The organism is Methylocystis bryophila (assembly GCF_027925445.1).
GTDB classification, from domain to species: domain Bacteria; phylum Pseudomonadota; class Alphaproteobacteria; order Rhizobiales; family Beijerinckiaceae; genus Methylocystis; species Methylocystis bryophila.
This window is the reverse complement of sequence record NZ_AP027149.1, coordinates 3,321,494-3,342,705: the sequence shown is the minus strand read 5'-3', so window position 1 is coordinate 3,342,705 and position 21,212 is coordinate 3,321,494. Positions and strand designations below refer to the sequence as shown.

Below are 21,212 nucleotides of genomic sequence, written 5' to 3'. Positions count from 1 at the left end.
AAGCTTGCGCTCCGCGCCGGAGCGCCCTTCTCGACCAATCTGAGTTTCGATCATGTGCGGCATCGCCGGTATCTTATCTGATCTTTACTCGTCGGGGGCGCGGCTCGAAGCGCCCATCGGCGCCATGACCAAGGCGCTCTATCTACGCGGGCCCGACGCCGGCGCGACTTTCGTCGAGCCGGAGGCGGGCGTGGCGCTCGGCCACCGCAGGCTGGCGATCCTCGATCTGTCGGAGCGCGGCGCGCAGCCCATGCGCTCCGCCTGCGGTCGCTATGTGATCGTTTTCAACGGTGAGATCTACAATCATCTCGACCTTCGGCGGGAGCTCGGCGCTCGCCGTGAGGTCATGTGGCGAGGGACATCCGACACCGAAACGCTGCTCGAATGCTTCGTCGAGTTCGGAATTGCGGAGACGCTGAAGAAATCGGTCGGCATGTTCGCGCTCGGCCTTTGGGACCGGCGGGATCGACGGCTCATCTTGGCGCGCGATCGTTTTGGAGAGAAGCCGCTCTATTACGGCTTCATCGGTCGTGGAAAGGAAAAGGCCTTCGTCTTCGGCTCCGAATTGAAGGCGCTTCGCGCGCATCCGGCCTTCTCCAATCCGATCGACAGCGTCGCTGTCAATCTCTTCCTCCAATATTGCTATGTGCCGGCGCCGCGCTCGATCTATGAGGACATCTTCAAGCTCGAGCCGGGGACGACGCTCACCCTCAACGCCGAAGACGTCTCGACTGGGCGCCGCCGCGTCGAGCGCTACTGGGATTACCAGGCGGTGATCCTCGCGGGGCTTGCTGCGCCCCTTCTCGATGAACGCGAAGCCTTGGAGAGGCTCGAGGCGGCGCTCAGCGACGCGGTCGCCTTGCAGCTCGTCGCGGATGTTCCCGTCGGGGCCTTTCTATCGGGCGGAATCGATTCTTCGACCATTGTCGCCCTCATGCAGGCGCGATCGTCGAGGCCCACGCAGACTTTCACGATCGGCTTCGACGAAGCCGGCTTCGACGAGTCCCCGCATGCGCGAGAAGTCGCGCGCCATCTCCAGACCGACCATCATGAGATTCGGGTCACGCCTGAGGAGACCCGGGCGATCGTGCCGCGGCTTCCCGAAACCTATGATGAGCCCTTCGCCGACAGCTCGCAAATTCCGACGAGCATCGTCTGCGCGGTGGCGCGCCGGTCGGTCACCGTAGCGCTCTCCGGCGACGCGGGGGACGAGCTGCTCGGCGGCTATAATCGTTATGTGCTCGGGCCCAGCCTTTGGAGACGGCTCGCTTTTGCGCCGGCGCCGCTTCGAGCGGTCTTGGGCGGCGTGATGGCGCAGTTGCCCTCGGCCGCCTGGGACGTTGCGATGCGCATGCCGGGGCTCGGCGGGAAGCTGGCGCCGTTCAGGGACAAGGCCTATAAGCTCGCCCCTGTGCTGGGGTCGATGCGCAGCGCCGACGATATGTATCGCGCGCTCGCGACCGAATGGCGGGAGCAGGACGCGCCGGCGCTCGGCGCGAGCGACATGGCGACGCGCTTTGAAAATCCGAGCCTCGATCCGAGAATTCGCGCTCCGGCCGAGCGCATGATGGCTTTCGACGCGCTCACCTATCTCCCTGACGACATATTGACCAAGGTGGACCGAGCCGCAATGTCGGTGAGCCTCGAGACGCGGGTCCCGCTCCTCGACCATCGGATCGCCGAGCTCGCTTGGCGTCTCCCGCTCTCGATGAAGATACGCGATGGCGTGGGCAAATGGGCCTTGCGACAGATCCTCTACAAGCATGTGCCGCGCGAGCTAGTCGAGCGGCCAAAGGCGGGTTTCGCCATTCCCATCGGCGCCTGGCTTCGTGGGCCGCTGCGCGACTGGGCCGACGAGCTGCTCTCGGAGCCGGCTTTGCGGGCGGGCGGGCATCTACAGGTCGAAGCCGTGCGCCGGCTTTGGCTGGAGCATCGTTCCGGCCAGCGCAACTGGACCATGCGGCTTTGGAATCTGTTGATGTTTCAAGCCTGGCTCGAGGCGCAGGGCCGCTCGTCCGCCTCGCCCGGCCCGCCAACGGCAAGGCAACTGTATTACAATCAGTAGGTTCATGAGTGATGTCGACCGTCTACAGGCATATCGCTCTCGAGCCCGGCGCGCCGCATGAGAAATATTTTGGCTGGCGCGTGTTGCGTGAAGAGCCGCGCCTCAAGCTGATCATGCTGCGACGCGGACCGATCCGACGATGCCTTCTCCTCGTCGCCGGCCTCACTGATGCGGAGATCGGCAAGCTCGTCTTGGAGGAAAAGCTTCTCGATCCAAGAACCGATCTCTTTCTTCACGACTATCAGGATCAGGGTCGGGAGACTCGCGAGATCGGGGGGAGGCTGTGGCGGCCGGCGGGCGCCGGTCTGCGTCTGCTCAACATCGCGACCTTCGTGTTCGATCTCCATCAGGACGACGACGCGCTCCGGGCCGCGATGAGCCCCGATTATCGACGCAAATTGCGCAGGGCGAACGATGCGGGGCTGGAGGTCGTCGAAGATCAGGCGCCGCCTCCCGAAGTGTTCGGAGAGTTCATGGGAAGATTCGAAGCCATGGCGAGAGAACGCGGTCTCGGCGCGTTTCCATACTCCGTGGCGCAACGCATGTTCGCCGCAGGCGACCTCTCTCTGTTCCGCGTGCGGGCCGGGGATGGCGTGCGCACCGCGGCGACGGTCTATCAGGCGGGCGACAAGGCCATCTTCATGACCGGCGTCCGCGCCGAGAAGAGGAACGACGGCTCCGGGCAGCTGCTTCACTTCGAGATCATGCGCGCGCTGAGGGCCAGAGGCGTGTGCTGGTATGACTTCGGCGGCGTGCCGACGCTCGACGAAAGCAACGGAATCTATCAATTCAAGAAGGGATTTGGAGGAAAGCTCCTCTCTCTCGGAACGGAATATGTCTATAGGCCCCCGGCAGTCGCCGCGCTCGCGGCGTCGATGGCCTGGCTGTCGTGGGGCGCTGATTTCCTTAAGTTCCGGCCGGCGAGCGCGACGAGATGATCCCCTACATCATTCTGTTCATCATCCCGGCGATCGCGGCGGTCGGACAGCCGCCGAGCGCGCCCAAAAGGCAGGGGCGGGGACCCTTCGTTTTCTTCGGCGTGATGGTCGCCATGATGATCGGCTTCCGCTGGCAGGTCGGAGGCGACTGGACTTGGGACACGCGCCGGATCTTGGCCCTGGAGGGGGGAAGCCTATCCCAGTTCATGTCCTCCGTTGACCCGGGCTATGGCGCGCTCATGTGGCTCACCTCGATCTCAGGTTTCAACATCTGGTTCCTGCATCTCATCGGTGGATCCATCTTCGCCTATGGCTTGGGGGCCTTTTGCCTCAGGGAGCCCCATCCGTGGCTCGCGATGACGGTCGCTGTCCCTTATCTGATCATCGTGGTGTCGATGGGGTATGATCGGCAGGCGGTCGCAATCGGCTTCGTGATGCTCGCGATGATCGGCATGCGGGAATTGAATCTACGTCGGTTCGTGATCTCCATGGTGTTGGCGACCTCGATGCACGTGACATCGCTCTCCCTGATGCCTGTTTTTGCGATAGGCTCAAAGATCAAGAAACTGTGGCTGATCGTCATTGGTGGACCGATCTTCGCCGTTGGCTATTACTACCTCCTGCAGCAAAAGGCCGATACGTCAGTCTCCGGCTATATACAAACAGGATATTCTTCCAGCGGCGCCGGAATACGGATCGCGATGAACGCTATACCAGCGATAATATTTCTTCTCTTCAGAAAGCGTTTCGTGATGTCCGAAGGAGATAAGGTCTTCGGCATCGGCCTGTCGCTCCTCGCCATGGCCTTCGTCGTCGCGCTGATCGCCTCTCCATCCTCGACGGCTGTGGATCGGATGGCGCTTTATGTCATCCCGCTCCAAATGTTCGTTCTCGGGCGTCTGCCGGGCGCCTTTGGAAAAGGTTCCTATCAAGGACTCGTTCTTGGCGTTATCATCTATTCTTTCGTTATCATGCTCGTCTGGCTGATTTTCGCCGAGAATGCAAACTCTTGGGTGCCCTATAGCGTGTTCAGTCCTGACAGACTTTTTGGGTTGTCTATGTAGCGGACTCTCGGATGAAGAGGTTAGATCACGCTGCGTTCAGGCGGAAATGAAGCTGCCGCCCTGCGCAAATACGGTTTGGTGTCTTTTCGACTTCCGCCCTCGCTCGCATCTGCGCTTCGCAAGGCGAACATGACCTGCTGCTGCTCTCGCCTCCCGATCCCTACGGCGAGAAGCCTCGTGCGTTGAGCGTCGATTGGCGCGAAGCGCCGATGTATGGGCGAAGCTTGAATCCTATGCGCGAGGCGGCGCCGCATGCGTTTCCTGACGCATGTCGCCTTGGGCGACGACCGCAGGCGGCCCATCTTGCAAAACCCCGACGAGATCAATTTTTTCCTTGGCGGCGCCTTGGTTTCGTAAAACATCGCTGCCGGCTTGGTGTTCAGGCTTATCTCGCCGTCCAACGCCGTAGAAGATCAAGCGTGGCGACCGCGGAAAGCGAAGCCCAAGCATCCTTCTCCTCAACGGGCGGTCGAAATACTTATCGACAGAGGTTGCGGTAACGAGAAGGCCAATTATCAGCACGAAGGAGGCCGCAGCTGAGCTAATGCCAGCCCTGTTCGCAATTCCTACGACAATCATGAGCGCGGGAAGATGTACTGCGTAAATATAATAGGACATTGTTGCGCAATAATCAGAAACTGTAGCAAAAATAACACAGCCTGATGCGAAAATGACTATTACTGGTGACATAAATAATATAAATATGCAGTTATATGTGTCTCCAAAGGGAAGCATGAAGCACATAACCGTTGCCGCGATCGCTATCATTCCAAATAGTTGGGAGTTGACAAAACGAGTTCTGTTCCTATATATCAATACTCCTAGTGGAAAAGAGTATAAAACTCGTCCAAGGCCAATCGCGAGGTCTCGCCAATGTGGGCCACCCAACAAGCCTGCTCCAGATATTGTCGAGAAAACCAGCGAGGCGCCTGCAAGGATAACGATCGTGCACAATATTCGCGTGGTCATGAATCTAAAAAATAGCGCATACAGTGCATTTACCCAGAACTCAAGTATTAATGACCAGGATGGACCGTTTAGTGGAGCAATGGCATCGGATGTTGCGGAGGGAAGAGCGGGAAGAAAGAGAAGTGCTGCGAACGAAGATATTGCAATTTCCGTAGAAGAAAGCTCATGCGAGCCTGCAAAAAACAGAATGAACTGCCGTAGCAAGCCAATACACAAACCGAGAGCGTAGAGGGGATAAAAGCGTATCAATCTTAGACGCATGAATCCAAATAATCCCAAATCCGATATGCGATATTCGTAAGCATGTGCGATCACAAAGCCACTCATTACGAAAAAAAGATCGACAGCCATCCAACCGTTCGGCATCAACCACGAGATGTCAGTTCGTCTGGCATGAAATATAACTACTGAGATGGCGGCTACGCCCCGAAGCACATCTAATCCAGTAAATGTTACCTTTGAATGCTGGGCCAAGATCTACTCCTGCTGGTAATCGCGTCGGCGCTACCGACAGAACGCAGGTTTCAGTAAAGTGGCTGCATTTATAAACGCGCCGCTAGGTTCGGTCATAGAAAATTCGTTATCAACTGTCAACGGGCTTGCTGATCTTGAGCAGGTTTGCACCATGCTCGACTGGGTGAAAGCATAACAGGATCGAGCAGTCGGCGCTCAACGCCGTTCAGCGCTCAAGGAGAGATGAGCATGGAAGATCGCAAAAAGGACCCAAGGAACGGCGACGCGCCGCATCGACGCGGCTTATTGCGCGGCGTCGCAGCGGGCGCCGCCTCGGGTTTGGGACTTCCAGCGGGTCTCGCACAGGCCAAGCCCCCGGCGGAGCGCGGCTCTCCGGCCTATGGCCCAGTCGTCTACATCGAGGACTTCGCGCCCGATTTTCATGGACCCGACTACGACTGGTCCTCGGCGATCTATCGCGCGATGGAGTCATTCCCCGGAAATGACAAGCACCTGCCCGGGGGAACGATCATCTTTGCCAATAAGCACAATCTCGAGGCCTATAAGGTCAAATCGACGATCGTCGTGCGGCGGCAGATCCATTTCCTGGGCGTGGGCCTGAAAGCCGTCCTGCAATTTCCTCCCCACATTGACGGTTTTCATTTCATAAATGCCGACAAGGGGCTCGATGCGGTTTATTCGAGCCTGACGAACCTGAGCATATTGGGAATGGGGAGCGTGCTTTCGCCCAACGGGCCGGGCACCGGAATCAAGGCGTCGGTCAAGATCACCATCGATAATTGCGAGATAGCGCAATGGTATGAGTACTGCGTGCATTTCTTCACGGATTCGCAGGGTCAAGGCCCCGACGGATGGCGCATCTCCAACAGCGGCATCGGCTCCTGCGCAGGAACGGGTTTTTACGTCACCGGCCACAACAGCAATGTCGGCACGATGCTGAATTGCTTCGTGACGCGCTGCGCCAGCGGCCGCGCGATCCACGACGATTCCTTCCTCGGCAACACTTACGTTGCCGTTATGTGCTCCTATGGCGGCATTTACGCCAGTGGCGATGCGACGAACCACGGCAACACCTGCACCTTCGTCGGCTGCTACGTCGAAGGGGGAAACCCTTGCTATATCGCGGAGCCATCGGTCGTGATCGGCGGTGAGCTGTCAGCCATCGGCAATCAAGACATACCGCTTGGCTCAGCGCTATTTTTTGACGGAACCAATATCACCAATGGTCTGAGATATTTCGCCTCGGATTCCCCTGGCGCCTTTTTCGACGGCAAGCACACCGTCGAAAACCCACCGAAAAAACGCCGCACGGCGTCCATCACCTTCGGAGGCCCCCCCGGCTCGCGCGACGCGCATTCGTTAATGGGCTTCCGCGAGGAGGGGGATAATACCGGGTGGGGTTTTAGATGGGTGAGGTTGGGACAATTCGGCTGGAACTACGCAGGCGCCTCGATCGGATACTATGGTCTGAATTTTTACACGAAGAACGCTCAGCCCGCGAATGGCTTCAGCCGTGATCTCTCGAATCAAGGCGTGGGCGGGGTCGGCTTCGAGGTCGGATTTTTCCTCGGGTCGCGCCAACTGAAATTGACCAGCGACGATGGCGCTCCGAGACGCGGCGCCCACGTGGCGGGCGACATCTGCTTCAATCAAAATTTCCGGCCGGGAGGCGTCAGCCATTGGCGTTGCGTGGCTTCGGGAACGCCGGGAGACTGGGAGCCCGTCTTCGAGGTTTCGGGCAAAGCATACACCGTGGCGACTCTGCCGAAGCCGGGACTGCATCTGCAAGGCGCGCGCGCTCAGGTGACCGACGCGAAGGCGCCAAGCTTTCTCGCGCCGCTCGTCGGCGGCGGGTCGGCGGTTTCTCCCGCCTTCTGTAATGGCGCCGAGTGGGTTGCCGGGTAGCCTTTGAGCGGCGCGTTTCGAGCGACGTCCGCTCTCGCTGCTTTCGGAGCGAAAAGCGACGACGAGTTCGTCGCCAACGCCAGGATGAGCGACGCAAGCCAAGAAAGTTGGACTTTGCATAAGGGGAACGGTCCACTGCGCCTCGTCCATGTTCAGCGGAATCGGAAAAAGCAGCGGATCCAGACGCGTCAGCAAGGGAAATCGCGCGCTGCCGGAATCCCACCGCGGCGGAGAAATATCCTCATCGAGATCGCCCGCCCCAATTTCTCCACAAGCTGTCGTCAAACGAGGGCGGCAAAATAGCGAACGCTCAAACAGTCGAACGCGTGGAAATTTCATGGGTGGGTTGGACAGACGGCGCTATCCGAAGCCGGTGCGGTGTTGCGTGACCACCGCTTCCCACGCGACCCGTTCTTGTCTGCTCCCTTAAGAAGAGGGGCGACGCGAATGACGATGACGATGACGATGGCGATTGCGGAAGGCTCGGAAGGCCCCGAGGGGCTCGATCTCGATCTGGCGCTTCCGCTTGTTCTCGATCTCGACGGCACGCTCGTCGCTGTCGATACGCTGCACGAGGCCTTTTTCCTTTTCCTCAAACGCAATTGGCGCGCCGCGTGGCGCACGCCGATCTGGACTCTCGAGGGCCGCGCCGTCGTCAAGGAAAGACTCGCAACCGAGGTCACCGAGGCGGACGTCGAGGCCTTTCCTGTGAATGCGGGGCTCCTGGCCTTCAGCCGGCGCGAAGCCGAGCGTGGCCGCGAAATCGTGCTCGCAACCGCCGCCGACCGGTCGGTGGCCGAAAAGGTCGCGAAGCGCTTTCCTTTCATCGCGCGCATCGTTTCTTCCGACGGACGCAAGAATTTGCGTGGGGCGGCCAAGGCGGAAGCGCTAGTCGAGCTCTATCCGCAAGGCTTCGTCTATGCGGGCGATTCCTTTCCCGACATGCATGTGTGGCGACGCGCCAAAGGGGCGATCGTCGCTTCGTCCTCGACGCGTCTCCTCGAGAGAGCGCGGGAAGCAACCGAAGTGCTCGCGACTTTTCCGCGTCGGGCGCTCGGCTTCAACGGCTTGCGGCGCGCGCTGCGCCTGCATCAATGGGCCAAGAACGCGCTCGTCTTCGTGCCGCTCGCGCTTGCCGGCAAGCTCCTGGATCCGCAGGCTTGGCTCGCGGCGACGCAAGCCTTCTTGGCGATCAGCCTGCTCGCCTCGGCGACCTATCTCTTGAACGACCTGTGGGATCTTCCAGAGGATCGCCAGCACTGGTCGAAGCGCCATCGTCCGCTTGCGAGCGGAGAGCTCTCGATCGGCCTCGGCGTCGCGCTGATCGCCCTATTCGGTTTCAGCGCCTTTGCGTTGGCGCTCGCAGCCGGAACCGACTGCGCCGGCATGCTCGCGCTCTATCTGGTGCTGAGTCTCGCCTATTCTTTCCGCTTGAAGCGCGAGCCGATCGTCGACGTCTTCGTGCTCGCGGCGCTGTTCACGATGCGGCTGGCGCTCGGGATCTTGGTGAGCAACGCCGTTTTCTCGCCTTGGCTGATGGTCTTCTCGATGTTCATCTTCCTGTCCCTGTCGCTGGCGAAGCGGCAGACCGAGATCACCCGGCTCGTCAAGCACGGCAAGGAAAGCGCGCCGGGGCGCGGTTATAAGGCCAGCGACGCGCCCTTCGTGCTCGCGACCGGAGTCGCCTCGATGATGGCGACAGTGTTCATCATGGCCATTTACCTCATCGAGGACGCCTTCCCCAAAGGCTTCTACAAGCATCCGTATTTCCTGTGGGGATTTGCAGTCGTCATCTTCCTATGGCTCGGCCGCATCTGGCTCTTGTGTCACCGTGGCGAATTGCATGACGATCCAGTCGCTTTCGCGCTAAAGGACAAAGTGAGCTTGTTTTACGCCGCGTTGATGGGCGCGATTTTCACCGCTGCCGTGTTCTGACGTAACAACATGATGGTTTGCGAGCCTGCACCCTTCGCCGCACGCGACGATTTCCTGTCCTGGGGCCGTGTCGTCCGCCGCGCGCAGCAGGTGGCCCGTCCGCGCTTTCGCGGCGAGTTGCCGAGCCTCCTCGCCCTTGCGCCGGCGCAGGGCGTGCTGGCGGCGGGCCTACGCCGCTCCTACGGAGATTCCTGCCTCAACACAGATGGCGCAGCGATCGACATGCGCGGCCTCGACCGCTTTATCGCCTTCGACGCCGATACGGGGGTGCTGCGCGCCGAGGCGGGCGTCTCCTTGTCGCAAATACTCGCTCTCGCCGTCCCGCAGGGCTGGTTCTTGCACACGACGCCTGGGACGCGCTTCGTCACGCTGGGCGGCGCGCTCGCCAATGACGTGCATGGCAAGAACCACCATCGCGCGGGATCCTTTGGGTGCAACGTCCGGTCATTCGGGCTCTTGCGCAGCGATGGCTTTCGCGGCGAGGTCTCGCCCTCGAGCGATCTCGGGCTCTTCAATGCGACGATCGGCGGATTGGGGCTCACGGGCGTCATCGAATGGGTCGAACTGCAGCTCGAGAAGAGGCCGAGCAGCTATCTCGACTCAGAGACGATCGCCTATGGCTGCCTTTCCGACTTCTTCGCGCTCGCCAAGGAAAGCGCTGAGCGTTACGAGCACACGGTCGCCTGGATCGACGCGAGCTCGAAGGGCGCGAAATTCGGGCGAGGCCTGTTCTCGCGCGCCAATTGGCGCGACGACGACGAAAGGGATGCGCATCGCGACGGCGGCGGAAAGAGCATTCCGGCCGATGCGCCGACCCTTCTGCTCAATCCGCTTTCGATCGGGCTCTTCAACGAGGCCTATTTCCGTTCAGGCCAGCGCAAGGCCGGGGTCATGCGCCAGCATTACGCGCCCTTCTTTTATCCCCTCGATGCGATCCGCCAGTGGAACCGGCTCTATGGCCGACCCGGCATGTATCAATATCAATGCGTCGTGCCGCCGGAGAGCGCGCCGCAGGCGATAGAGGCCTTGCTCGCCGAGATCGCGCGCTCGGGCCAGGCCTCCTTCCTTGCCGTGCTCAAGACTTTCGGCGACCGCTCGTCGCCAGGGATTTTGTCCTTCCCGCGACCGGGCGCGACTCTCGCTCTCGATTTCCCCAATCGCGGAGCAAAGACGCTAAAGCTCATGGCGCGGCTCGATCAAATCGTGATCGAGGCCAAGGGCGCGCTCTATCCGGCAAAGGACGGCCGCATCTCACCGCGCTTGTTTCGCGCCTCCTTCCCCAAGTGGGAGACATTCCTGCGTCATAAGGACGAAGCCATGAATTCCGATTTTTGGAGACGAGTCGCGCAATGAACGACACGCCGCAGCGGATTCTCATCCTCGGCGCGGCCTCGGCCATCGCCGAAGCCGCCGCCAGACTCTGGGCGGGGCAGGGCGCGCGCTTCGCGCTCGTCGCGCGCGATGCCGAGCGGCTCGAGGCGATCGCCGCCAATCTAAAAGCGCTTGGCGCTGCGGAGACGCATATCTTTGTTTGCGATTGCGCCGCCGTCGACGCGCGCAAGCAGTTCGAGCAGATGGTCGCCGCGCTCGGCGGCCTCGACGTCGCGCTGCTCGCTTATGGAACGCTCGGCGAGCAGAAGGCGCTCGAAACCGATCCCAAGGCCGTCGCCGATCTCATCGCGACGAATTTCTCGAGCGCCGTCGCGTGGTGCCTCGAGATCGCGGCGCTGCTGGAGCGTCAGCGCTCGGGCGTGCTGCTCGTGATCGGCTCGGTCGCGGGCGACCGAGGGCGCCGCTCCAATTTCATCTATGGCGCCTGCAAGGGGGGCCTTGCGCGGCTCGTCGAGGGGATCGCCCACAAGCTCGCGCCGCTCGGCGCGCGCGCGGTCGTCATCAAGCCCGGCTTTGTCGATACGCCGATGACGGCGGCCTTCGAGAAGAAGGGCCTGCTCTGGGCGAAGCCGGAAGCCGTCGCCGTCGCGATCGTCAAAGCGTCGGAAACCGGCGGCCCGGTCGTCTATGCGCCCGCCTTCTGGCGCTTGATCATGCTGGCAATCCGTCATCTGCCGGTCATTATCTTCAACAAGCTCAATATCTGACCCATCCCTATGGAGCGGACGCGCCTTTATCGGCGGACTTTTGCGAGAGGCGCAGGGAGTTCAAATGAACAACGGCAAAAAGATCGTCGTCACGGGCGCCGCCGGCCTCGTCGGACAAAATCTGATCCCTCGATTGAAAGCGAAAAGAATTGGCTCGATCGTCGGCGTCGATAAGCACAAGGCGAACGTCCAGACGCTCATCCAGCTGCATCCCGATATCGACGTCGTCGAAGCCGATCTCGCGAGACCCGGAGGCTGGGAGGATGCTTTCGCCGGCGTCGATACGCTCATTCTCAATCACGCGCAGATCGGCGGCCTCGACGAGAAGCCGTTCATCGACAATAACGTGACTGCGACGCAGAACGTGCTTGACGCTGCACGGCGGGGCGGCGTTCGCAACATCGTCCATATCAGCTCGTCGGTCGTCAATTCGATGGCCTGCGACTTCTACACGGAGACGAAGAAGGCGCAGGAGAAGCTGGTGGTCGAAAGCGGCCTGCCGGCGACGGTGCTGCGCCCGACGCTCATGTTCGGCTGGTTCGATCGCAAGCATCTGGGTTGGCTCGCCCGCTTTATGCAACGGGCGCCGGTCTTTCCCATCCCGGGCGACGGACGCTATCTGCGCCAGCCGCTCTACGTCGGCGATTTCTGCGACGTGATCGTCTCCTGCGTGGAGACGCCCCGCACCGGCCAGTTCTTCAACATCAGCGGCCAGGAAAAGATCACCTACATTGATCTCATTCGCGAAATCAAAAAGGCCACGGGCGCCAAAACGCCGATCGTGCAGATTCCCTATTTCCTGTTCTGGCTGCTCTTGGAGGGCTATGCGGTCTTCGATCGCAATCCGCCCTTCACGACGAAGCAGCTTAAGGCCTTGGTCACGCCAGACGTCTTCGAGATCACGCCTTGGCCGACCACCTTCGGCGTGCGGACGACGCCATTGCTCGAGGCCTTGACCGAAACCTTTCAAGATCCGGTCTATTCGTCGATCGTTCTGGAGTTTTGAAATGGCCAAGGTCGCAGTGATCGGCGCCGGCGCGATGGGGCTTGCCGCCGCGTATCACGCCGCGAAGGCGGGGCATTGTGTGACGGTCTATGAGGCTGACAAGGTCGCCGGAGGGATGGCGGCGCATTTCGATTTCGACGGCCTTTCGATCGAACGCTACTATCATTTCGTTTGCAAATCGGACCACGCGACCGCGGAGCTCATGGATGAGCTTGGCATCGGCGACAAGATGCGCTGGGTGGCGACGAAGATGGGCTTCCATTTTCGCGGACGACTCTACGATTGGGGAAACCCCTTCGCGCTTTTGGCCTTCCCGCACATGAGCTTCGCCGAGAAGCTGCGCTACGGTTTGATGATGTTCCTGGCCACCAAGCGGAGGGCGGCAGGCTCGCTCGAGAACATCTCCACGAAAGAGTGGATCCAAGCGTGGTGCGGACCGCGGGTTTACGACGCCTTGTGGCGACCCTTGTTCGATTTGAAGTTCTACGGGCTCGCGGAAAATATCTCCGCCGCATGGTTATGGACCCGGCTCAAGCGGGTCGGCACGTCGCGTCGCTCGCTGCTGCAGGAGGAGCTGGGCTACATTGACGGCGGCTCGGAGACGCTGGTGCGCGCCCTGGTGGAGGCGATCCAAGCGCGGGGCGGCGCGCTTCGTCTCGGCGCGCGCGTTGACGAGGTCGTCGTAGAAAATGGACGCGTGATCGGCGTGCGCCTGGGCGGCGACCTCTCGTCTTGCGACGCGGTGATCTCGACGGTCCCGACTCCGCTCGTCTCGAAATTGATCCCGGCTCTGCCGCAAGAGCTGAAGGACTCCTACCAGGCCATCAAAAACATCGGCGTCGTCTGCCTGATCTTCAAGCTCGCGAGGTCCGTCACACCCAACTTCTGGGTCAACGTGTCCGACCCTTCGATAAAAATCCCTGGCTTCGTCGAATTCTCCAATTTGCGAGCGCTCGAGAATGTCATCGTCTATGTTCCCTACTACACGCCGATCGACACGCCCGTCTGGAGCAAAAGCAATCAGGAGCTGCTGGACGAGGCTTTCGGCTACTTGAAGAAGATCAACCCGTCGCTGAGCGACGCGGACCGGATCGCCGCGACCGCGGGTCGTCTGCTGCACGCGCAGCCGGTCTGCCCGCCTGGCTTCGGCGCGAGGATCCCGAAGATTGAGACGCCGATCGTCGGCTTGCAGGTCGCCGACACCTGTTTTTACTACCCGGAAGATCGCGGGATTTCCGAGAGCGTCCGCATCGGAAAAGAGATGGCGGAGGCCGTCGGCGGTCCGGCTTTAGGGGGCGCAAAACCATGATGTCCACCCAATTCGTCCGCTTTCTTGGAACCGGAGGGGTCGCGGCCGCCGTCAATTTGGGGACCCGTTATTTGCTCAGCAATGTCATGTCCTTCGAGATGGCGGTCGTGATCGCCTATCTCTTCGGAATGACGACGGCCTATGTCCTGGCTCGTCTCCTGGTCTTTCAAAGTTCTGGGCGCTCCGTCGCGAGCGAATTTCAACGCTTCGCGATCATCAACCTTTTCGCCTTGGTCTTGGTTTGGGTGATATCGGTGGGGCTCGCGCGCTACCTGTTTCCGGCGATCCATTTCACTTGGCGTTCCGAGGACGTCGCCCACTTTATCGGGGTCGCCGCGCCCGCGGTCACCAGCTATTTTGGCCACCGATTCTACACGTTCGCACAAGTATAGACACAAAACGCGATGGGCGCTTTTGGCTATAAAATGACAGCTGGAGAGAAAATCGATGTTGAAGGCGCGGGAAACGATTTCAGAGCACCAGAATCAGGCTGTGTATAAGATTTTCGTTATAATCCCTTATGTGTATTTTCTACTGATATTGAATCGATGGATCATTACGCCAAAAGGGCTCGCCTCCTTTGGCCGTCTTTGGCAGTTTTATATAAGCTATTCAGATTTTGGCTTCCTTCGCCGGGGGCTTTTAGGCACAATCCTATCAAAAACACGAATTAACGCCATTATTACCAATGAATATATTTTCGCGATAGTGTTTGTTTCCATTGTTGGTTGTGTCATTGCCTATCTTCTCTATATCTTTCTCTGCAAATCTAACTTCAATCGGGTGTCTGCGCTGGCCGTCGCGCTCTCGCCGGCATTGCTGCCGCATTTCGGATATGCCGCCGACAACTTTGACGCCTTAGCTTTTGTGATCGCGTCCATTCTTATTCTAAATATAACGAATATTCCGGTTTTGGTTGTCGGTATTGCGGTCGGTATTCTTATGCATGAGATTTTTATGTTCTATGTGCCAATTCTGCTTGCGGTGCTGTTTCTTGAGAACAGAACAAGCGAAAAAGACGCCGAAGGCGGCGAGACGGGCAATTATCGAAAGAATCTCGTAAGCGCATTCGCCATTCTCGTCACCTGCGCCGTGGCTTACGCTTCTTTGAAAATATTTGGCGCTAAGGGCGTCGATCAAGCCGAATTTGAAGCGCTCATGGCTGGCAAGACGCCGATCGCGATGGGCAAGAACGCCTTCTGGAGCGGCTATTTCGAGATATTTTCGACGTTGCAGGAGAATATCGAATTTTCGGCCGAGCCCCTCTCCAGGCTCCTCTCGTTGAGCGCGATAAAGTATATCCTTGCTCCATCCCTTTACCTGCTATTGCTTCTGTCGGTGATCTATCAATGGCTGCGCAACCGCGACATCCTTCTGCTGCTGATGGTGGTCGGCGCATCGCTTGCCCCGCTGGCGATCTCGGTGGTCGGGGCGGATTTCTTGCGTTGGGAATGCATGGCCTGCAACGCCGCTCTTCTCGCCATTCTTGCTCTTGCGCGGCGTCTGCAGATGCAGATCCCCAATCCGGCGGCTTATGCGATGATCGCTTTTTTTCTTCTGGCCCCTTTCGGCAGCAACCCGCTGGAAAGGCCCTTGCCCGTACATCAGATGATCGCGGAAAAATTCATTCCGTCTCTTCGCTGACGGGGGCGGCGCTCAACTCCGTCAGGGGGATAAAGTAAGACGCGTTTGCGCTTTAGGAAGGCGGACTGCTTTACCGGGCTGCTGTCGCATGTTTCGAAGCGGGCGGGGGGCCCGCCTTCACTCTCGCCGCCACCTCGGCCATCAGGAAGGCGAGCGCCAGATAGCACAAGCCGATCATCGCTCTGCCGTTGCCGTCGTGCCAAAAGACGTAGCTGTCGTGAGAGAGCGTCGTGAGGGCGAGCCGCGCCCAATTGATGAGCGTGATGCCCAGCAGCAGCACGAGGCCGCAGATCACGACCCGTCTGCCCATGGCGGCGCGCAGCCAGGAAGCGAAGACGCTATAGGCGGCGAGCGCTTCGAAGGCCGGCCCGGCCGTCGCGCAGGACGGGATCACTCTGACGCCATGGACCTCGTTTACGATCCGAATTACGGAGCCGCTCATGGGCTGCAGCGCGTAGCCCGCCAAGCTCAACAGACTGCGTGCGCCAAGCACATCGATCGGCACGACCAAGGCCGAGAGCGAATAGCCCGCAAACTCCTTGCTCGGCACGTCCTGGATGCTGACGAGGGCGAGGGGGATCGAGAGCGCCCATGCCTGCCGCGCGCTCAGGCCGACCTTGACTGCGATCCAGACACCCAAAATCGCGGTGAAGATGTGCGATTGCGGCGTCACGAGGAGGCCAGCATAGAGGGCGAGCGCCAAGCCCGCGAAGCGCTCGAGCCTCGTCGCGCGAACCTCCGACCAATCGATGCGCCTTGCAATTTCGATCAGGCAGAACCACTGGGCGAAAACGAGAAAATTGACATCATCGAGAATTTGGAAGAGCCCGCCTTCTTGGCTCTTCGCCACGGCGACCGCGAGGACGCGCCGCAGATCCATGAGGCAGGCGCAACCGAGGAGGAAGGGATAGCCGCCATGCGCGAAGACGCGTTCCATCCAAGCCGGAAAGCCGCGCAGCGAAGAGGCGTTGACGTCGGATTCGCTTGGCATGTCTATCTCGTCTTGAGAGGATTGAACCTAAGCTTCAGCGGCTTGTAATTGAGCTTCTTTAGCCGAGAAGCCGCCAGCTGACAATCGCGAGCCCGAATTTCCGCGGCGCCGGCAGAGCAGAACCCCCTCGGAATCCGGTATGTTGAACGCGTCGCTCGAATGGTTTCGTTGATCCAAAAATGAATCGGGTCGTTACAAGACGTTGGAGCAAGTTTCGATTGCGAAAGACTTTTGCGTAGCGCGCGTCAGAGCTTTCTCAGCGCCACCTCGGCGACGCGATGGTCCGGGCCCTTGGTCAAGATCAGGCTTGCGCGTGGGCGTGTCGGCGCGATGTTCTGGCGAAGATTCTCGAGATTGATGCGGCGCCAGATATCTCTTGCGACGGCGTCGGCTTGTTTCTCGTCGAGCGCGGCATAGGCGCGGAAATAGGAGCGCGGATCGCGAAAAGCCGTGTGGCGCAGGCGTTGAAAACGCTCGACGTACCATTCTTCGAGCAAATCCTCGTCGGCGTGCAGATAGACGGAGAAATCGAAGAAGTCGGAGACGAATTGCCGTTCGCGCCCGTCGCGCGTCGGACGCGGCGCCAGCAGCACATTGACGCCTTCGACAATCAGAATGTCGGGCCTGTCGAAGACGAGGCGCTCTCCTTCCACGACATCATAGATGAGATGCGAGTAGACCGGCGCTTTGACATGGGAGCGCCCCGCCTTCACATCGGAGAGGAAGCGAAGGAGCGCACGATTGTCGTAGCTTTCCGGAAATCCTTTTCTCTCCATCAGCCCCGCGGCTTCGAGCTCGCGGTTCTTGAGAAGAAAGCCGTCCGTCGTCACGAGCTCGACCTTCGGCGTGTTCGGCCAGCGTGACAGCAGCGCCTTGAGCACGCGCGCCGTCGTCGATTTTCCCACGGCGACCGAGCCCGCGACGCCGATGATGTAGGGAACCTTGCCGTCCTCGGCGTCCAAAAACCGTTGTGTCGCCTTGAACAGGCCTTGCGTGGCCGCAACATAGAGCGCAAGCAAGCGCGAGAGCGGCAGATAAATCTCGATCACTTCCTCGAGCGAGATCGGGTCGTTCAAGGATTTGAGCCGCGCGAGATCGTCCGCCGTCAAGGTGAGCGGCGTGTCGGCGCGCAGCCGCGCCCACTCGGCGCGCGAGAAACGGCGATAGGGAGAGGCGATCTCCTTTTCTCCGCTTGGGCGGACGACGTCTTCGTCGAGGCTCATGACGGTTTCCCCCGCGCCGCTTTCTCGGCAAGGCCCGATTGTCCGGTGCGCCGCTCCAACTCCGCGAGCACGTCGGTCAGCGCGATCTCGCGCGCCTCCATCAGCACGAGCAAATGATAGAGGACGTCGGCGATCTCGCCAGCCAGCGCCTGCTTGTCCTCACCGAGCGCGGCGATGACGGTCTCGACCGCCTCTTCGCCGAACTTCTTGGCGATGCGCGGAGTCCCCGCCACAAACAAGCTTTTCGTGTAGGAGGCCTCCTCCGTGGCTTCCCGGCGCGTGCGGATGATTCTTGCGAGATCGTCCAGCGAGAAGCTCATGGCGCGTCCACTCCGTCGAGACGCATAGCGAGCCCAGCCTGCGCCATGTGGCGCTTCGCCTGGCCGATGGTGAATTCGCCAAAGTGAAAGATCGAGGCTGCGAGCACGGCGCTGGCGTGGCCCTGCCGCACGCCCTCGACGAGATGGTCGAGGGCGCCCACGCCGCCCGAGGCGATCACCGGGATCGTCACCGCGTCGGCGACCGCTCGCGTCAAGGCGAGGTCGAAGCCGCTTTTCGCGCCGTCGCGGTCCATCGAGGTCAAAAGGATTTCGCCGGCGCCGAGCGCCGCGACTTCTTTTGCGTATTCGACGGCGTCGATTCCGGTCGGGCGCCGGCCCCCATGGGTGAAGATCTCCCATCGGCCTTCGCCGACGCGCTTCGCGTCTATCGCGACGACGATGCACTGAGATCCGAATTTTTCGGCCGCCTCACGCACGAATTGTCGGTTGGCCACGGCGGCCGAATTGATCGAGACCTTGTCGGCGCCGGCGAGGAGCAGCGTGCGAATGTCGTCGAGCGTGCGCACGCCGCCGCCGACCGTGAGCGGCATGAAACAAGCTTCCGCCGTGCGTTGAACCACGTCGAGCAATATGCCGCGATCTTCGTGGCTGGCGGTGATGTCGAGAAAGCACAGCTCATCGGCCCCGGCCGCGTCATAAGCCTTGGCGCATTCGACGGGATCGCCCGCATCGCGCAGATTGACGAAATTGACGCCCTTCACGACGCGGCCGTCCTTCACGTCGAGACAGGGGATGACACGGGTCTTGAGCATCAGGCGTCCGCCGGATTTGCGCCGCGGGCTGCGCGAATCATCTGCAGCGCGGCCGCGGCGTCGAGCCGTCCGTCGTAAAGCGCGCGGCCGGCGATCGCGCCGGCGAGGTTGGCGCAATCGGGTTGCAGCAGCCGCCGCACATCGTCGAGCGAGGCCAGGCCGCCTGACGCGATGACCGGGATCGCCACTTTTTCGGCGAGCGCCAGCGTCGCTTCCATATTCAGGCCCTGCAGCAGACCGTCGCGCGCGATGTCGGTGTAAACGATCGCCGCCACGCCCGCGTCCTCGAAGCTCTTGCCGAGGTCGAGCGCCGACATCGTCGTCGTCTTGGCCCAGCCTTCCACCGCGACCATGCCGTCTCGGGCGTCGATGCCGACGGCGACTCGCCCCGGATAATGACGCGCCGCCTCGCGCACGAAGCTCGGATTCTTGACGGCCGCGGTTCCCAATATGACTCGAGTCACGCCGCGATCGAGCCAGTAGGCGACGGCGTTCATGTCGCGAATCCCGCCGCCCAGCTGCGCCGGGATCTGGATCGAGGACAAGATAAGCTCCACGGCCTCGCTATTGCGCGCATGGCCGGCGAAGGCCCCGTCGAGATCGACGATGTGCACACATTCGAAGCCCTTCGCCTCGAAGATGCGCGCCTGCTCGCCCGGATCGTTGTTGAACACGGTCGCGCGCGCCATGTCGCCCTGGGCGAGCCGCACGCATTGGCCCTGCTTCAAGTCGATCGCGGGATAAAGGATCACGGGCGCCACCTCAGAAAATTGGCGATGATTGCGAGTCCGAGCCTCTGGCTCTTCTCGGGATGGAACTGGACGCCGACCAGATTGTCTCTGGCCACCGCGGCTGTGACCGGTCCTCCATAGGAAGCCGTCGCCAGCACGTCCTCCGCGCGCGCGGCGCGAAAGTAGTAGGAGTGGACGAAATAGGCGTGAAGGCCTCTTTCCCCCGTCTCCGTCCCTGAAAAGAGTGGATGAGCGCGCGTCAGCTCGAGCGTGTTCCACCCCATGTGCGGGATTTTGAGCGCAGGGCCGTCGGGCCGGATCGCGTCGACCTCGCCCTCGATCCAATTGAATCCCTGAGTCTCGCCGTGCTCGAGGCCGCGCGTCGCCAAAAGCTGCATGCCGACGCAAATGCCGAGGAAAGGGCGGCCGCGCGCGCGCGCCGATTCGCTCAGCGCGTCGATCAGTCCAGGGATGCGCGCCAATCCGGCGCGGCAATCGGCGAAGGCGCCGACGCCCGGCAGCACGAGGCGATCCGCTTGGCGCACGATCTCGGGATCGTCCGTGATGCGAATCGTCTCGTCGAGCCCCGCCTCGCGCGCGGCCCGCTCGAAGGCCTTCACCGCGGAGTGCAGATTGCCCGAGCCATAGTCGATGATTGCTGTCGTCAAGGTTCTTCCCTACCGCAAGACGGCGAGGCGGTATAGGCGGCGCGCCCGGTGTGGAAGTACACTTCCTCCGCCTCCTGCGCGTTGTCGCATGCTACGAGTCCGTTTTCGCGAAAGCCTCGCCGCTCGAGCGTCCAGATCAGAAGGCGGACGCCCTCGAAGCCAAGCGCGAGCGAAAGCGCAAAATTTATCAGCGCCGTCGCCTCGGGCCGCAGGCCAAGGCGGGTTCCGCCGAGGGCGAGCGACGAAACCAAGGCGAGCCAAAGCCCCCCCGCAAGATAGGCGCGATTCCAAAACAGCCAGAAGGGCCCGAAGATAAAGGCGGCGATGGAGAAGCCGTCGCGAAGAAACACAACTGCCTCCGAGGCTTCGCGCTCGCCCGCGGGCGTCATCACAACATAGGTCGCCATCACGCCTTCCTCACTTCGTCAGGGCGCCCTTCGTTGAAGGAACGCCCAAGCGGCGAGGGTCGAGCGCCACGGCCTTGCCGAAGGCGCGCGCGAATCCCTTGAAGGCGCTCTCGGCGACGTGATGGCTGTTAGCGCCGGCGAGGCTTTCGATGTGCAAGCCTATGCCCGCGTGGACCGCAACCGCCTGAAAGAACTCGCGCACGAGCTCGGTGTCGAATTCGCCGATCTTCTGACTGGGGAATTTCAGGCCGTAAACGAGATAGGGCCGGCCCGAAACGTCCACGACGACGCGCGTCAACGCCTCGTCGAGCGGCACATGGGCGTCCCCGTAACGCGCGATGCCCTTGCGTTCGCCGAGCGCCTTGTCGGCCGCCTGGCCGAAAGTGATGCCCACGTCCTCGACTGTGTGATGTGCGTCGATATGGAGATCGCCCCTGGCGGCGACTTCGAGATCGAGAGGCGCATGCCGGGCGATCTGGTCGAGCATGTGGTCGAAAAAGCCGACGCCCGTGGAAATCCGCGCCGCGCCCAATCCGTCCAGGTCGAGCGAGACGGAGATTTTCGTCTCGGAGGTGTTGCGCTCGATCGCGCTGGCGCGCATGGGCGGGGTTCCCGGTTGGATCACGCTGCGTCTCGAGCGGTGTCGCTCTCAGGCGGAAAACGTGGTCGATTCCAAAAATTTAGAGCGCGC

Annotated in this window: 20 protein-coding genes; 11 read left to right on the top strand and 9 right to left on the bottom strand. The window is 61.0% G+C overall.

Translation table 11 applies throughout. From position 1 onward, the window contains the following. Positions 1–52 precede the first annotated feature (52 nt). The 3 genes from asnB to QMG80_RS15450 are packed head-to-tail and all read left to right on the top strand — an operon-like array spanning position 53 to position 4,067. The gene (gene asnB, locus QMG80_RS15460; RefSeq protein WP_085769993.1) at positions 53–2,065 is read left to right on the top strand and encodes an asparagine synthase (glutamine-hydrolyzing); all 2,013 of its coding nucleotides are present in this window, start codon (positions 53–55) and stop codon (positions 2,063–2,065) included. A gap of 11 nt (positions 2,066–2,076) precedes the next feature. Then, on the top strand, positions 2,077–3,003 hold the full coding sequence (locus QMG80_RS15455) for a GNAT family N-acetyltransferase (protein ID WP_085769992.1): 927 nt from the start codon (positions 2,077–2,079) through the stop codon (positions 3,001–3,003). Further along, positions 3,000–4,067 (top strand): EpsG family protein, encoded by a 1,068-nt coding sequence (locus tag QMG80_RS15450; protein WP_085769991.1) that lies wholly within the window; start codon positions 3,000–3,002, stop codon positions 4,065–4,067. The genes QMG80_RS15455 and QMG80_RS15450 overlap by 4 nt, the downstream gene beginning before the upstream one ends. 231 nt (positions 4,068–4,298) lie before the next feature. Here the strand turns inward: QMG80_RS15450 and QMG80_RS15445 are convergent, their stop codons facing one another. Further along, entirely contained in the window at positions 4,299–5,510 is a 1,212-nt protein-coding gene (locus tag QMG80_RS15445; RefSeq protein WP_158658530.1) for an acyltransferase family protein, read from the bottom strand. 228 nt (positions 5,511–5,738) lie between these two features. Here QMG80_RS15445 and QMG80_RS15440 point away from each other — a divergent pair, with 228 nt between their 5' ends. The 8 genes from QMG80_RS15440 to QMG80_RS15405 all read left to right on the top strand — a co-directional run bounded on the left by QMG80_RS15440 (position 5,739) and on the right by QMG80_RS15405 (position 15,408). Continuing rightward, positions 5,739–7,415: a right-handed parallel beta-helix repeat-containing protein gene (locus QMG80_RS15440; RefSeq protein WP_085769988.1), complete on the top strand. Its 1,677-nt coding sequence runs from the start codon at positions 5,739–5,741 to the stop codon at positions 7,413–7,415. A gap of 447 nt (positions 7,416–7,862) precedes the next feature. Then, positions 7,863–9,350 carry a UbiA family prenyltransferase gene (locus QMG80_RS15435; protein ID WP_085769987.1) on the top strand — a complete coding sequence of 496 codons (1,488 nt, stop codon included), beginning with the start codon at positions 7,863–7,865 and terminating at the stop codon, positions 9,348–9,350. A gap of 9 nt (positions 9,351–9,359) precedes the next feature. Next, positions 9,360–10,703: an FAD-binding oxidoreductase gene (locus tag QMG80_RS15430; RefSeq protein WP_199769016.1), complete on the top strand. Its 1,344-nt coding sequence runs from the start codon at positions 9,360–9,362 to the stop codon at positions 10,701–10,703. Beyond that, positions 10,700–11,449, top strand: a complete 750-nt coding sequence (locus QMG80_RS15425) for an SDR family NAD(P)-dependent oxidoreductase (protein ID WP_085769986.1) — start codon at positions 10,700–10,702, stop codon at positions 11,447–11,449. Before QMG80_RS15430 ends, QMG80_RS15425 begins: the two co-directional genes overlap by 4 nt. A 64-nt stretch (positions 11,450–11,513) precedes the next feature. Next, positions 11,514–12,455: an NAD-dependent epimerase/dehydratase family protein gene (locus QMG80_RS15420; protein ID WP_085769985.1), complete on the top strand. Its 942-nt coding sequence runs from the start codon at positions 11,514–11,516 to the stop codon at positions 12,453–12,455. A gap of 1 nt (position 12,456) precedes the next feature. Further along, a complete protein-coding gene (locus QMG80_RS15415; protein ID WP_085769984.1) occupies positions 12,457–13,764 on the top strand; it encodes an NAD(P)/FAD-dependent oxidoreductase in 1,308 nt (435 codons plus the stop codon). Next, positions 13,761–14,156 (top strand): GtrA family protein, encoded by a 396-nt coding sequence (locus QMG80_RS15410; protein ID WP_199769015.1) that lies wholly within the window; start codon positions 13,761–13,763, stop codon positions 14,154–14,156. The genes QMG80_RS15415 and QMG80_RS15410 overlap by 4 nt, the downstream gene beginning before the upstream one ends. Before the next feature lie 55 nt (positions 14,157–14,211). Beyond that, positions 14,212–15,408: a hypothetical protein gene (locus QMG80_RS15405; RefSeq protein ID WP_085769982.1), complete on the top strand. Its 1,197-nt coding sequence runs from the start codon at positions 14,212–14,214 to the stop codon at positions 15,406–15,408. Between the two features lie 70 nt (positions 15,409–15,478). Here the strand turns inward: QMG80_RS15405 and QMG80_RS15400 are convergent, their stop codons facing one another. The 8 genes from QMG80_RS15400 to hisB form a co-directional block, all read right to left on the bottom strand. Beyond that, on the bottom strand, positions 15,479–16,399 hold the full coding sequence (locus QMG80_RS15400) for an exosortase/archaeosortase family protein (protein WP_085769981.1): 921 nt from the start codon (positions 16,397–16,399) through the stop codon (positions 15,479–15,481). Positions 16,400–16,644: 245 nt separating this feature from the next. Next, positions 16,645–17,622 (bottom strand): type I pantothenate kinase, encoded by a 978-nt coding sequence (gene coaA / locus QMG80_RS15395; protein WP_085769980.1) that lies wholly within the window; start codon positions 17,620–17,622, stop codon positions 16,645–16,647. Next, positions 17,619–17,942: a phosphoribosyl-ATP diphosphatase gene (locus QMG80_RS15390; protein ID WP_085769979.1), complete on the bottom strand. Its 324-nt coding sequence runs from the start codon at positions 17,940–17,942 to the stop codon at positions 17,619–17,621. The genes coaA and QMG80_RS15390 overlap by 4 nt, the downstream gene beginning before the upstream one ends. Further along, on the bottom strand, positions 17,939–18,715 hold the full coding sequence (hisF, locus tag QMG80_RS15385) for an imidazole glycerol phosphate synthase subunit HisF (RefSeq protein WP_085769978.1): 777 nt from the start codon (positions 18,713–18,715) through the stop codon (positions 17,939–17,941). Before hisF ends, QMG80_RS15390 begins: the two co-directional genes overlap by 4 nt. After that, positions 18,715–19,476, bottom strand: a complete 762-nt coding sequence (hisA, locus tag QMG80_RS15380; RefSeq protein ID WP_102938040.1) for a 1-(5-phosphoribosyl)-5-[(5-phosphoribosylamino)methylideneamino]imidazole-4-carboxamide isomerase — start codon at positions 19,474–19,476, stop codon at positions 18,715–18,717. The genes hisF and hisA overlap by 1 nt, the downstream gene beginning before the upstream one ends. Continuing rightward, on the bottom strand, positions 19,464–20,114 hold the full coding sequence (gene hisH, locus QMG80_RS15375; protein ID WP_085769977.1) for an imidazole glycerol phosphate synthase subunit HisH: 651 nt from the start codon (positions 20,112–20,114) through the stop codon (positions 19,464–19,466). Before hisH ends, hisA begins: the two co-directional genes overlap by 13 nt. After that, positions 20,111–20,521, bottom strand: coding sequence for a DUF2628 domain-containing protein (locus QMG80_RS15370; RefSeq protein ID WP_085769976.1), 411 nt, complete (start codon positions 20,519–20,521; stop codon positions 20,111–20,113). Before QMG80_RS15370 ends, hisH begins: the two co-directional genes overlap by 4 nt. 10 nt (positions 20,522–20,531) lie before the next feature. Beyond that, positions 20,532–21,122, bottom strand: coding sequence for an imidazoleglycerol-phosphate dehydratase HisB (gene hisB, locus QMG80_RS15365; protein ID WP_085769975.1), 591 nt, complete (start codon positions 21,120–21,122; stop codon positions 20,532–20,534). Positions 21,123–21,212: the final 90 nt, after the last annotated feature.

What these genes read in the sequence shown, in the direction of transcription:
- asnB (WP_085769993.1), top strand. Translation starts at nt 53, where the DNA reads ATGTGCGGCATCGCCGGTATCTTATCTGATCTTTACTCGTCGGGGGCG.
- QMG80_RS15450 (WP_085769991.1), top strand. Translation starts at nt 3,000, where the DNA reads ATGATCCCCTACATCATTCTGTTCATCATCCCGGCGATCGCGGCGGTC.
- QMG80_RS15425 (WP_085769986.1), top strand. Translation starts at nt 10,700, where the DNA reads ATGAACGACACGCCGCAGCGGATTCTCATCCTCGGCGCGGCCTCGGCC.
- QMG80_RS15370 (WP_085769976.1), bottom strand. Translation starts at nt 20,521, where the DNA reads ATGGCGACCTATGTTGTGATGACGCCCGCGGGCGAGCGCGAAGCCTCG.
- QMG80_RS15430 (WP_199769016.1), top strand. Translation starts at nt 9,360, where the DNA reads ATGATGGTTTGCGAGCCTGCACCCTTCGCCGCACGCGACGATTTCCTG.
- QMG80_RS15400 (WP_085769981.1), bottom strand. Translation starts at nt 16,399, where the DNA reads ATGCCAAGCGAATCCGACGTCAACGCCTCTTCGCTGCGCGGCTTTCCG.
- QMG80_RS15415 (WP_085769984.1), top strand. Translation starts at nt 12,457, where the DNA reads ATGGCCAAGGTCGCAGTGATCGGCGCCGGCGCGATGGGGCTTGCCGCC.
- QMG80_RS15405 (WP_085769982.1), top strand. Translation starts at nt 14,212, where the DNA reads ATGTTGAAGGCGCGGGAAACGATTTCAGAGCACCAGAATCAGGCTGTG.
- QMG80_RS15390 (WP_085769979.1), bottom strand. Translation starts at nt 17,942, where the DNA reads ATGAGCTTCTCGCTGGACGATCTCGCAAGAATCATCCGCACGCGCCGG.
- coaA (WP_085769980.1), bottom strand. Translation starts at nt 17,622, where the DNA reads ATGAGCCTCGACGAAGACGTCGTCCGCCCAAGCGGAGAAAAGGAGATC.
- QMG80_RS15455 (WP_085769992.1), top strand. Translation starts at nt 2,077, where the DNA reads ATGTCGACCGTCTACAGGCATATCGCTCTCGAGCCCGGCGCGCCGCAT.
- hisB (WP_085769975.1), bottom strand. Translation starts at nt 21,122, where the DNA reads ATGCGCGCCAGCGCGATCGAGCGCAACACCTCCGAGACGAAAATCTCC.
- QMG80_RS15420 (WP_085769985.1), top strand. Translation starts at nt 11,514, where the DNA reads ATGAACAACGGCAAAAAGATCGTCGTCACGGGCGCCGCCGGCCTCGTC.
- QMG80_RS15440 (WP_085769988.1), top strand. Translation starts at nt 5,739, where the DNA reads ATGGAAGATCGCAAAAAGGACCCAAGGAACGGCGACGCGCCGCATCGA.
- hisF (WP_085769978.1), bottom strand. Translation starts at nt 18,715, where the DNA reads ATGCTCAAGACCCGTGTCATCCCCTGTCTCGACGTGAAGGACGGCCGC.
- QMG80_RS15435 (WP_085769987.1), top strand. Translation starts at nt 7,863, where the DNA reads ATGACGATGACGATGACGATGGCGATTGCGGAAGGCTCGGAAGGCCCC.
- QMG80_RS15410 (WP_199769015.1), top strand. Translation starts at nt 13,761, where the DNA reads ATGATGTCCACCCAATTCGTCCGCTTTCTTGGAACCGGAGGGGTCGCG.